Source organism: Haemophilus haemolyticus (genome assembly GCF_003352385.1).
GTDB lineage: Bacteria > Pseudomonadota > Gammaproteobacteria > Enterobacterales > Pasteurellaceae > Haemophilus > Haemophilus haemolyticus_I.
Genome location: NZ_CP031243.1, coordinates 360,243 through 372,222, shown reverse-complemented (window position 1 = coordinate 372,222; position 11,980 = coordinate 360,243). Strand labels below are relative to the sequence as shown.

13 protein-coding genes are annotated in these 11,980 nt (G+C 39.8%); 1 reads left to right on the top strand and 12 read right to left on the bottom strand.

The features are described 5' to 3' along the window. Positions 1-11 precede the first annotated feature (11 nt). The 5 genes from DV428_RS01835 to waaA form a co-directional block, all read right to left on the bottom strand. The gene (locus DV428_RS01835; RefSeq protein ID WP_114908494.1) at positions 12-1,292 is read right to left on the bottom strand and encodes an ATP-binding protein; all 1,281 of its coding nucleotides are present in this window, start codon (positions 1,290-1,292) and stop codon (positions 12-14) included. A 230-nt stretch (positions 1,293-1,522) separates the two neighbouring features. Next, positions 1,523-3,538 carry a DNA helicase Rep gene (gene rep / locus DV428_RS01830; protein ID WP_114908493.1) on the bottom strand — a complete coding sequence of 672 codons (2,016 nt, stop codon included), beginning with the start codon at positions 3,536-3,538 and terminating at the stop codon, positions 1,523-1,525. Between the two features lie 5 nt (positions 3,539-3,543). Continuing rightward, positions 3,544-3,756, bottom strand: a complete 213-nt coding sequence (locus tag DV428_RS01825) for a YceK/YidQ family lipoprotein (RefSeq protein ID WP_114908492.1) — start codon at positions 3,754-3,756, stop codon at positions 3,544-3,546. Next, positions 3,753-4,223 carry a pantetheine-phosphate adenylyltransferase gene (coaD, locus tag DV428_RS01820; RefSeq protein WP_012055149.1) on the bottom strand — a complete coding sequence of 157 codons (471 nt, stop codon included), beginning with the start codon at positions 4,221-4,223 and terminating at the stop codon, positions 3,753-3,755. Before coaD ends, DV428_RS01825 begins: the two co-directional genes overlap by 4 nt. After that, positions 4,220-5,503: a lipid IV(A) 3-deoxy-D-manno-octulosonic acid transferase gene (gene waaA / locus DV428_RS01815; protein WP_114908491.1), complete on the bottom strand. Its 1,284-nt coding sequence runs from the start codon at positions 5,501-5,503 to the stop codon at positions 4,220-4,222. The genes coaD and waaA overlap by 4 nt, the downstream gene beginning before the upstream one ends. Before the next feature lie 62 nt (positions 5,504-5,565). Between waaA and DV428_RS01810 the strand changes: the two genes are divergently transcribed. Further along, a complete protein-coding gene (locus tag DV428_RS01810) occupies positions 5,566-6,330 on the top strand; it encodes a glycosyltransferase family 2 protein (RefSeq protein WP_114908490.1) in 765 nt (254 codons plus the stop codon). On the opposite strand, the gene DV428_RS01805 is transcribed toward DV428_RS01810, so the two are convergent. Genes DV428_RS01805 through rarD form a run of 7 tightly spaced genes read right to left on the bottom strand, consistent with a single transcriptional unit; the run spans position 6,327 to position 11,968 of the window. After that, the gene (locus DV428_RS01805; protein WP_114908489.1) at positions 6,327-6,884 is read right to left on the bottom strand and encodes a DNA-3-methyladenine glycosylase I; all 558 of its coding nucleotides are present in this window, start codon (positions 6,882-6,884) and stop codon (positions 6,327-6,329) included. The two genes, DV428_RS01810 and DV428_RS01805, sit on opposite strands and share 4 nt — an antisense overlap. Then, positions 6,881-7,699 carry a shikimate dehydrogenase gene (gene aroE, locus DV428_RS01800; protein ID WP_114908488.1) on the bottom strand — a complete coding sequence of 273 codons (819 nt, stop codon included), beginning with the start codon at positions 7,697-7,699 and terminating at the stop codon, positions 6,881-6,883. The genes DV428_RS01805 and aroE overlap by 4 nt, the downstream gene beginning before the upstream one ends. A 3-nt stretch (positions 7,700-7,702) precedes the next feature. Further along, entirely contained in the window at positions 7,703-8,254 is a 552-nt protein-coding gene (gene tsaC, locus DV428_RS01795; protein ID WP_114908487.1) for an L-threonylcarbamoyladenylate synthase type 1 TsaC, read from the bottom strand. A 15-nt stretch (positions 8,255-8,269) separates the two neighbouring features. Beyond that, on the bottom strand, positions 8,270-8,806 hold the full coding sequence (locus DV428_RS01790) for a DNA topoisomerase family protein (protein ID WP_114908486.1): 537 nt from the start codon (positions 8,804-8,806) through the stop codon (positions 8,270-8,272). 9 nt (positions 8,807-8,815) lie between these two features. Continuing rightward, on the bottom strand, positions 8,816-10,732 hold the full coding sequence (locus DV428_RS01785; protein WP_114908485.1) for an ABC transporter ATP-binding protein: 1,917 nt from the start codon (positions 10,730-10,732) through the stop codon (positions 8,816-8,818). Between the two features lie 39 nt (positions 10,733-10,771). After that, a complete protein-coding gene (glpE, locus tag DV428_RS01780) occupies positions 10,772-11,089 on the bottom strand; it encodes a thiosulfate sulfurtransferase GlpE (RefSeq protein WP_065249287.1) in 318 nt (105 codons plus the stop codon). Next, positions 11,090-11,968, bottom strand: coding sequence for an EamA family transporter RarD (gene rarD / locus DV428_RS01775; RefSeq protein WP_114908484.1), 879 nt, complete (start codon positions 11,966-11,968; stop codon positions 11,090-11,092). Positions 11,969-11,980: the final 12 nt, after the last annotated feature.

Genomic DNA, 11,980 nt, shown 5'->3' with positions numbered 1-11,980 from the left:
TAATTAACATATTAAAAAGCATACAACGGCACATTTACCAGCCAATCCTGTTCCCGATAATCCGCCATGGAAAATCGAATGGCTTGCTCAGGCTGAAATTGTTCTACATATACTTTCAAACTTTTCGCTTTTAAATTTTCTTCTGCTTTGACTTCAATCGGAATCACAGCTTGCTTACGTTGTACAACAAAATCAACCTCTGCAGTGCCTTTTTCAGTTGCCCAATAAAAAACGGGATTTTCTTGAGTGGCAATCAATTGTTGCAAAACATATTGTTCGGTTAAAGCACCTTTAAATTCGGTAAAAATACGGCTACCTTCTAGCAGTACGCTGGCATCTAAATTGCTTTGCGCGGCAAGCAGCCCCACATCTAAGCCATACAATTTAAAGGCGTTATCTTGATAAGCGGAAAGCGGCAAATGTGGCTTTTTCACTCGAGGTACGCTATGTACTAAGCCGCTGTCTTTTAGCCATTGCAGAGCAATTTCATAGTCTTTGCTTCTCGCCCCTTTTTGTAGCTGAGCATAGATAAATTTTTTATTTTCTTTGGCAAGCTGTTCAGGAATGGAAGTCCAAATTGACCGCACTTTTTGCACAGCTTGCCCATCGTGAATATGTTTGGAAAAGTCCTGTTCATACGCCATCAATAAATTACGTTGTACTTGACGCACTTCATCGACATTTTGTGTTTCGATAAATACTTTTACCGCTTCAGGCATACCACCGACAAAATAATATAAACGGAGTAAATCAATATAGGTGGTTTTCATGGCAGAAATTAGCGACCAGTCTTTTAGCTCAAGCAATTTCACCAAATCTTGTTTGCCAAGTGCGGTTAAAAATTCATGAAAATCCATAGGATAAAGTGGTAGAAAGTCCACTTTGCCAACAGGAAAAGAGACTTGATGATGTAGTGATACCCCAAGCAATGAGCCTGCCGCAACAATATAAAATTGAGGTGCATTTTCGTAAAAATGTTTGAGTGAAGATAATGCTTGTGGGACTTCTTGTACTTCATCAAAAATAATCAGAGTGTTTTCTGCTTGAATATCGACACCGCTTTCAATTTTCAAACCAAGTATCAAGCGATCAATATCATAGTCGCCAGAAAATAGCGTTTTCATGCGAGGGTTATTATCAAAGTTGATATACGCCACTTTTTCAAATGATTGCTCGCCAAAGTGTTTCATCGCCCAGGTTTTTCCTACCTGTCTTGCTCCTTGAATAATTAATGGTTTTCGGTTTGTTTTGTGCTTCCACTTTTCTAAGGATTGTATGATTTTACGCTGCATAATGCCTCTCTAAAACAAGGGATGTCGAGCAATTATACATTTTTCTAACAATATAGTGTAGTAAATTCACATTTTTTCAAACGAAAAATAGTGAATTAATACACTTTTTTAAAATGAAAGGTGGGGTTTTTCAAGCAGTCTTTTGTTCTAAAGTGCTGTCAATTTGCAAAAACACCTGAAAATCTAACCGCACTTTTTATTTCTTATTTTGTAATTCAAAGCTAGATTTTCTAGCCTCCTTTCAAAATCGCCCTCAATCTATCAAGTTGGTTTTGTGTTTTTTCTTGTTTTTGCTCGGTGGTTAGTTTTGGTTTATCACGTTCCCACAGCACATCGTCATTGGGTAATTCAGCTAAAAATCGGCTTGGTTCTGGACGAATTAATTCTCCATATTGACGGCGTTCTCGACACAAAGAAAAAGTGAGTTCTTTTTGTGCTCTTGTGATGCCAACATAAGCCAAGCGGCGTTCTTCTTCCACGTTGTCTTCATCAATGCTAGTTTGGTGGGGCAAAATACCCTCTTCCATACCGATCAAATAAACATAAGGAAATTCCAATCCTTTAGATGCGTGCAATGTCATCAGTTGAACTTGATCGCTCTCATCATCGTCTTCGCCTCGCTCCAACATATCCCGTAATGTTAGGCGGGTTACTACTTGATTAAGGTTCATCGGTTCATTGGTTTCATTGCCTTTTAACATATCCGCAACCCAATCAAATAGCGTGGCGACATTCTTACTTTGCATTTCTGCCGCTTTAGGGCTTGTTGCATATTCGTACAAATATTCTTCATAATGAATTGCGGATAACATTGAACGTACCGCACGTTCAGGTTCAGAACGTTGAATTTCATCATTAAGTTCGACAATCCAACGGCCAAATTTTTGTAATGAATCATAGGCTTTTGGCGTGATGCGTTGAATAAGTTCAAACTCAAAAATAGCATCAAACAAACTGATGTGTTTTTCTTGAGCCAACTCCCCAAGTTTTTGTAAAGTTGCGGTGCCAATTTCACGTTTCGGGGTATTCACAATACGTAAAAATGCGGCGTCATCATCTTGATTCACCACCAAGCGTAAATACGCCATCATATCTTTGATTTCTGCACGAGAGAAAAAAGAAGTACCGCCCGAAATTTTGTAAGGAATACGGTTTTGCATCAGTACTTTTTCGAGTAATCGGGATTGATGATTGCCTCGATATAAAATCGCATAATCTTTATATTTGGTTTTACGGCTAAAACGATGGGCGATCAACTCAGCGACAATCCGTTCTGCTTCGTGTTCTTCATTTTTTGCTTCGATAATAAGCAATTTTTCCCCTTCGCCAATGGTTGAAAAGAGTTTCTTATCAAACACGTGGTCATTGTTATCAATCAAGATATTGGCACAATGCAGAATGCGTTGGGTTGAACGATAATTTTGCTCTAGCTTAATCACGTTCAAACGAGGAAAATCATCGCGTAAACGCACCATATTTTCTGGTCGTGCGCCACGCCACGAATAAATAGATTGGTCATCATCGCCCACCACAGTGAAACAGGCACGATCCCCCACTAAAAGTTTAATCAGTTCATATTGGCTGGTGTTGGTATCTTGATATTCATCCACCAACAAATAACGAATTTTTGCCTGCCATTTTGCCCGCACTTCTTCATTTTGCTTGAACAACAATGTCGGCAACATAATTAAATCATCAAAATCAAGAGCATTGTAAGCTCGAATTTGTGTGGCGTAACGCTCATAACATTTTGCAAAAGTTTGATATTTTGCATCACGCGCCAACGCAAATGCCTGTTTTGGCGAAATCAAATCATTCTTCCAGTTAGAAATCACGGAAATTAACTCACGCAATAAATCCTTATCTTCTTTTAACACATCAGAGGTTAGCTCTTTTAACAACGCAAATTGATCATGTTCATCAAACAAGGTCATATTTGATTTAAAGCCCAACGCTTTATATTCACGCTTAATAATGTCAAAACCGAGCGTATGAAAAGTGGAAACGAGCAAGCCTTTGGATTGTTCTTTGCCAATGGAATGTGCCACACGCTCTTTCATCTCGCGTGCGGCTTTATTCGTAAAAGTAACAGCGGCAATTTGTTTCGGAGAATACCCGCACTTTTCAATTAAATGGGCTATTTTATTAATGATTACGCGAGTTTTGCCAGAGCCTGCGCCAGCAAGCACAAGACAAGGGCCTGTTACATATTCAACGGCTTGTTGTTGTTGAGGATTGAGTTTCATAAGAATTATTGAGCCCACGCATAGGGCAGTAATACGGTGTCTAATAAAAATGAGAGAGGCAAATCTAAGATTGGCAATCCCCATTCTTGCGCCATTTCAAGATCATAAGCAGCCCCTGCATAGGCGGTATATTTTTCTGTTGGATCGATAAGTTTGACCACAGAACCACAACCAGATAAAGCGATAAGTGCGGTTAAAAAAACAAAGATTTTTATCATCGAGCTTTTAACGCATTAAACACGGGCACAGGAACTAACTCCGCCACATCTCCGCCATGTAAATAAATTTCACGCACAATGGTGGAAGAAACAAACGCCCATTTTTCTGCTGGTGGGAAAAACAAGCTCTCTACGCCTTTTGTGAGTAAACGATTAAGAGCAGCCAATTGAAGTTCATATTCAAAATCTGTTGTTGTGCGTACGCCGCGAATAATGGCAGAAATATTGTGCTGTTTAATCACATTTGCCAATAAATCAGAGAAACCAAACACTTCCACATTGGATAAATGTGCAACAGATTGACGAACAAGTTCTACGCGTTCCTCCAAAGAAAATAGCGTTTTTTTGCTTGGACTATTTGCCACCGCCACTAAAACACGAGGAAAAATTACCGCACTTCTTTCAATAATGTCTAAATGACCGTTTGTAATCGGGTCAAAAGTGCCAGGATAAATCACGCTCGTCATACATTACGCTCCAAATAAGGTTTTAATAAATCTAACAAACGCTGTAATGCCCCACGGTTTTCCATCAGCACTTCATAGCCAGCATTGCCTAAACGTTCGCTAGCCTCTTTTGAATTTAATAAGGCTTCTACCGCACGTTCCAAAGCATCTGCGGTTGAATTAACTTCCAACACACCTTGCACTTCCACCAACATTCTAAATATCTCAGGGAAATTAAAAGTATGCTTGCCAGTAATCACTGGCATTTTAAACGCAAGAGGTTCCAGTGGATTGTGTCCCCCGTGTTTCACAAGGCTTCCCCCCACAAAAGCAATATCGGAAATGCCATACATCAACATAAGCTCGCCCATACTGTCGCCCAAAATCACTTGGGTATTTTCATTTGGTAATTCATTTGTAGAACGGCGAATAAATTGGAATTTTTCCTTTTTGAGTAAATCAGCCACCATATTAAAACGCTCTGGATGGCGAGGAACGAGCAATAACAATAAATTTGGGTATTTTGCTAACAAAGTGCGGTAAGATTTTAAAATGATTTCATCTTCTCCGTTATGCGTACTGGCTGCAATCCAAATTGGACGATTTTTTACCCAAAGAGATCGTAAATCATCAATCTTTTCACGTAATTCATCAGTGATCGAGAGATCATATTTAATATTGCCCGTGATATTCAATTTTTCCTTTGGATAGCCCAAAGTGGCATAGCGTTTTCCGCTAATATGATCTTGTGCTGCAATCAAGCTAATTTGCGACCACATTGTTTGTAAGCGCGCTTTTATTTTTCCGTAACGATGTGCAGAACGCGCAGATAAACGAGCATTAGCGATGACAAATGGGATATTGCGTAAAAATAATTGATGAATGAGATTAGGCCAAAGTTCTGTTTCCATCACGATACATAATTTAGGTTGTACAAAATTAATAAAACGATGGATCGAAAAAGGCAAATCAAAGGGGAGATAATAATGAAAAACGCTGTTTCCAAAAGTGGCTTTTACGCGTTCTGAACCTGTGGGAGTAAAAGTTGTAAAAGTAATGGATAAATGCGGATAATCTTGTTGTAATTGGCGAACCAGCGGTATCGCAGCAATCACTTCTCCTACGGAGGCTGCGTGGATAAAGATCCCTTGTGGTGGTGGGCAAGACGCATTGCCATAAAAACCATAACGTTCAGCCAAACGCTGACGATAACGTGGAGATTTAACACTGAGCAAGCCAATAAAACACAATATCAACGGCTGGCAAATTAAAAGCAAGCTGGTATAAAAAAAACGCCACATAAATGAAATTCGGTTATACTTGAAAAAATTTCGGCTAGTATAGCAAAAAAAGGATTGAAAATATGCCTACAATTAGCGTTGCAATGATTGTAAAAAATGAAGCACAAGACCTCGCCAATTGCTTAGACACTGTAAAAGATTGGGTGGATGAAATTATTATTCTAGATTCTGGCAGCACAGATAACACTAAAGAAATTGCGCTTAGTTATGGGGCGAAATTCTATGAAAATAGAGACTGGCAAGGGTTTGGAAAACAACGCCAATTGGCCCAACAATATGTAACCAGTGATTATGTACTCTGGTTAGATGCAGACGAACGCGTTACCCCCAAGCTACAACAGGCTATTTTAAGTGCGGTCAAAAATAATCGAGAAAATACCGTTTATGAAATTCCACGAGTCAGTGAAGTATTTGGACGTGAAATTCGCCATTCAGGCTGGTATCCCGATTATGTGGTTCGCCTCTATCGCACAAACTATGCGCAATATAACGACTCACTTGTACATGAAAAAGTGGAATTTCCAGCTGGCACAAAAGTAGAAAAATTAACAGGGGATTTAGAGCATTTCACTTATAAAAGCATCCATCATTATCTAGTGAAATCCGCAAGTTATGCAAAAGCATGGGCAGACCAACGCCAAGCTAAAGGAAAAAAAGCCACACTTTGGCAAGGAATTACCCACGCGATCGGTTGTTTTGTGAAGATGTATTTGTTAAAAGCGGGTTTTTTAGATGGCAAACAAGGATTTTTATTAGCGGTGTTATCAGCGCATTCAACTTTTGTAAAATACGCCGATTTATGGGAGCGAGATCAACATAAACACTAGCGAGTTTTGCAAGGACAATCATTTAAATGATCGTCCACCAATCCAATAGACTGCATAAACGCATAACACGTGGTTTCGCCAACAAAGACGAAACCACGTTTTTTTAAGGCTTTAGAAAGTGCTTTAGATGCTTCTGTTTTAGCTGGTACAGTACGCAAATCAGGCACATCATTCACAATCGGTTTATGATTGACAAATGACCAAATAAAATCACTGAAATTTTCACCGCACTTTTCCATCTCTAAATAAGCTTTCGCATTTTTGACAATGGCTTCTAACTTGGCTCGATGGCGAATTAATCCTGTATTTTGCATGCAAGCATCAATATCAAGTGCGGTCATTTTAGCGATTTTTTTCGGATCAAATTGATGAAAAGCTACACGGTAAGATTCACGTTTTTTCAAAACCGTAATCCACGAAAGCCCCGCTTGCTGCCCTTCCAAACAAATTTTTTCAAATAGCTTTTGGCTGTCGAATTCAGGCTTTCCCCATTCCTTGTCATGATAATCAATATAAATAGGTTGTTCGCCAACCCAAGGGCATCGAATAATCATAACATCGCCTTTTTAAGCTGCTCATAAACCGCGACAAAATCTGGCATTACGCCTCGCCACAAATGGAAAGAATGTGCTGCTTGCGCGACCAACATTCCAAAGCCATCGCTAACATTGGTTAAACCTAAACTTTTACATAATGCGATAAATGGCGTGTCTGTGCCTTTCGCATATTGCATATCGTAAAAAGCTGAACCCAATTCTAAAATTTCAGTATCAACTGGAGCTGTTCCACCACTTAATCCAGCTGAAGTTGCATTAATCACTACATCATAAGTTTGTAGCGGAATAGAATCCATTGAGGCAGCTTGAATATTGCCGTAAGGCTGAAATCTTTCAGCTAATTCTTTGGCTTTCGAAAAAGTGCGGTTGGCAAGGACAATATTTTGTTGAGCTTGTAAAAGTGGCAATAATACGCCTTTTGTTGCTCCGCCCGCCCCCGAGATTAATACGCGCTGATTTGGGTGAAGCCAATTTAAACGTTGTAAATCTGTCACCAAACCGATCCCATCGGTGTTATCCGCATAAAGTTTTCCATCATCGAGTTTTTTTAGCGTATTACAGGCTTCCGCCAGTTTTGCTCGTTGGCTATATTCGTCTGCCAGCTGATAAGCTCGTTCTTTAAAGGGCGAAGTAATATTGCAACCTTTCGCACCATCCTCAAAAAATGCCAAAAGCTGTTGTTCAAAAGCATCAAGATCGCCTAATTTGGTGATGTATTCCATTGTTTGATGCGTTTGCGCTGCTAACTGACTTTGAATTAATGGCGATTTACTTTGCGCAATCGGATTGCCCCACACGGCATAAAGATCCATAAATTATCCCTGTCTAAAAAGTTGATTTGTGCGCAAGTCTCGAATTTCGGATGGATTACGCGCATCTCCCACAAGTTCATCCAATACAGGAAAATCTGCACCAAATTTTGACCGCACTTCATCAGCGATGCGGCAAGGGGGTTCACCAGTCAGATTAGCGCTAGTCGAAGTTAATGCAAACCCTGTGAGTTCACATAAGGCTTTTACGGAAGGGTGTTCGCACAAACGTACCGCGATGCTATCAAATGTGCCTGTGAGACAATGCGGGGTGGTGGATTTAGCTGGCACAATCCAAGTCGTTGGACGTTCATATTTACCTTGCAGGCGAGAAAGCTGTTCATCGTTAATCTGCTCAAAATCGACAAAAGGACGGAAAAAATCCAAGCTAGGAGCCACTAAAATCAACCCTTTTTCCACTGGACGTTGCTTTAAATCAAGTAATTTTTTTACTGCACTTTCGCTTTGGGGATTACATCCCAAGCCAAATACAGCTTCAGTGGGATAAGCGACCACTTGATTTTGTCGAAGGGCCTCGGCGATTTGTTCTCTATTCATTTCACTCTTTTACTTTTATTGCTCAAAAATATGACGGCAAGTTTTATTTGCACACTGGAAAATTTGTTTTTCCCCATCTTCGCCTTTTAACAAGGAAAGTGGGAAATGGCAGGTTGGGCAAGGCACGGCATAAGGCTTGGTAGGCAAAGAAAATTTACATTTAGGGAAATTATCACAGCCGTAAAAAATTTTTCCTTGGCGACCTCGACGAGAAATCAAATGCCCCGTTTTACATTCAGGACAAGCAATTTTTTCCTCAGATTCAGATTCTTCCCGCACCACAAAATCGCATTCAGGATAATGGCTACAACCAATAAACATCCCAAAACTGCCTTGTTTCAACTGCAATAAATTACTGCACTTCGGGCAAATTTCATCAAGTGTTTTTAATACTTTATGCTCCGATCGTTGCAAAGGACGCAAATAATCACATTCAGGATAAGCAGAGCAACCTAAAAACAGCCCTTTTTTGCCTTGTTTAATTTGCAAAAGCGCACCACATTGAGGGCAATATTCCTGTTGTTTGCTATGATGAAAAAGGCTTTGATTCATAATCTATCCTTATGCTTGAAGCATTTCTTCCAATTCTTCCTGTGCAGTCATCCATTCCGTTTCGACATCATCTAATGCTTTCTTCACATCCACTTGCTGTGCCAAAAGTGCGGTCAATTTTTCTTTATTTTCCGCATTATATAATTCAGCATCTGCCAGTTGATTTTCTATGTTCGCAAGCTCAGAAGAAAATTTATTCATTTTTTCTTCTAATTGCGTAATTTTTTTACGTAATGGTGCAGTTTGTTGGCGTAACTCTGCTTCACGGCGTTTTTGTTCCTTACGATTTTGAACCGAATGTTCATTATCGCCCACTTTTTCTGAGACTTTATTTTCAGATGTGCTATTTTGTTCACTCAACCATTTTTGGTAGTCTTCTAAATCGCCTTTAAATTCTTCCACTTTTTTATCGTGAACCAAATAAAATTCTTCCACGGTATTGCGTAATAAATGACGATCGTGAGACACCACCACCAAAGAACCTTCGTAATCCACCAGCGCTTCGGTCAATGCCTGACGCATATCCAAATCCAAATGGTTAGTTGGTTCATCGAGCAGTAATAAGTTTGGACGTTGCCAAACAATTAGCGCAAGTACCAAACGAGCTTTTTCCCCACCGGAAAAGGCTTTCACTGCTTGATTAACTTTGTCGCCATGGAATGCAAAACTCCCAAGATAATCCCGTACCTGTTGCTCCGTTTGTTCTGGTGCGAGTTTTTGCATATGCCACAGGGCTGATTCATCTGCGCGTAAAGTATCTAATTGATGCTGGGCAAAATAGCCAAGCTGTACGCCTTTTGCCAACTGCACTGTGCCTGAAAGTGCGGTCAGTTCTCCCGCTAATAATTTAATTAAAGTTGATTTACCTGCACCATTTTTCCCGAGCAAACCGATGCGCGAACCTGGCACTAAATTCAGTTTAATTTTACTTAAAATTTCTACCGCACTTTCGCCGCTGCCATAACCCGCACTCGCTTGCTCAATCATCACCAAAGGATTCGGCAAGGATTGCGGTGGACGAAATTCAAAGGTAAAAGGATTATCCACATAAGCAGGCGCAATCAGCTCCATTCTTTCTAATGCTTTCATACGGCTTTGCGCCTGTTTAGCTTTAGTGGCTTTGGCTTTAAAGCGATCAATATATTTTTGTAAATGGGAAATTTTTTGTTGTTGCTGACGATACATCGCCGTTTGTTGTGCCAGTTTAGTGGCTCGTTGCACTTCAAAAGAAGAATAATCGCCCGTGTATTCGTTGAGCTTCTGATTTTCGATATGGAGGATTTTCGTCACAATCGGATCGAGAAAATCACGGTCGTGAGAAATTAATACCAAGGTGCCTTGATATTGTACTAACCAACGTTCTAACCAAATAACCGCATCCAAATCCAAATGGTTCGTCGGTTCATCAAGTAATAATAAATCTGACGGACAAAGCAGAGCTTGCGCCAAATTCAAACGCATCCGCCAACCGCCAGAAAAGTCTTTCACTGGCTGGGTTGTTTCTTCTTGACTGAATCCTAAACCATGCAATAAAGAAGCTGCGCGAGATTGAATTGTCCACGCATCCAAGGTTTCTAATTGCCCGTGAATACGCGCAATGGCGTTACCGTCATTACGTTCATTTGCTTGTTCAAGCTCTTGTTGCAAGCGGCAATATTCACGATCTCCTTGAATCACATAATCAATCGCTGAAATATCCAATGCAGGCGTTTCTTGATTCACCCAAGATACCCGCCAATTTGATGGGTAGTTTACCTCGCCCCCCTCTGGCGTTAATTCTTTTTTTAATAAGGAAAAAAGAGACGACTTACCGCAACCATTCTTCCCCACCAAACCGACTTTTTGCTTGGGATTAATCGTAGCAGAAGCATTTTTGAGAAGTTCCGTTTGCCCTCGTTTTAAGGACAGATTACTAAGTACAATCATGAATAAAATTCTTAATTCAATATATTTTTATAATTTCAATTAATATTCTCTTTCTACTGGTAAATTTGCTTTCTCCCATCCATCAAATCCACCAATAATACTAAACACATTTTCATAGCCTTGTTCCACTAGAAAGGTCGCTACATTTTTACTGCTTACGCCATGATAGCAGCTCACAATGATAGGGGAGTCAAAATCTACTAACTCTTCAAATTGCAAAAAACTTTGGTTCGTTAAATGAAAAGCACCTTTAGGATGCGAGTGTGTAAATCGGGCATCATCGCGAATATCGGCTAACACCGCCCCTTGTTGAACCATTTCCCAAGCTTGTTGTGGCGTAATTTCTTTAAATGACATTTATAAACTTCCTTTTGCGTGCTGTTTGTACACACCATCAATCACAACAAGAATCATAGCGAGCACTAAACAAATAAAAAGTGGGTAACTTTCGGCATCAATTTGTTCACCGATAAAAAACGATACAAAAATCATCATAATGGTTTCCACATAACCAAGTAAGCCAAGCAAATTCATCGGCAACATGTTGCTGGCAATCACATAAGCAATCAATGCGGTGCCACTAATTAATCCAAGCAATACAAGCAGCCCCCAAATATTAGGATTGCTTTGTTCGACCACAGCGAAATCTGTTTGTAACGCAAAATAAATGCTAATTGGGATTAGGCTCAACATCTCTAAACAAAAAGAGGCAAGATCACTATTTTTTAATGCTTTTCGAACGGAAAAATAGGTGGTATAGCCAACACAAATCACAATGGCTTCCCAAGAAAGCCCGCCTTTTAGCACAATATTAGAAATCACACCCAATGCGGCAATGACGACTGCAATAAATTTGAACGTTGAAATACGTTCTTTAAAAATTAAGCGACCTGCCGCCACCATGACAATAGGCAAAAGCAAATAACCAAAAGACACACTCAACGAACTACCATTATTCGGTGCCCAAAGAAAAAGCCACATTTGAAATCCCATCAATAAGCCGCAAAAAAGATAGGGCAATGCCAAGTGCGGTTGTTTTTTAATGAGTTTTAAGCGATGAATCAACGCATGTTTCTGCTTAAACATAAACACGGAAAGGACAACAAAGGGAAACGTAAAAATCATCCGATAACCGAAAATATCCGTGCCACTCAAAGGTTTGAGTAGCGTAGAAAAATAATACATATAGCCAAATAAAAATGAGGCAAGTAATGAAACGAGAACACCTTTAAACATAAGAAATCCTTA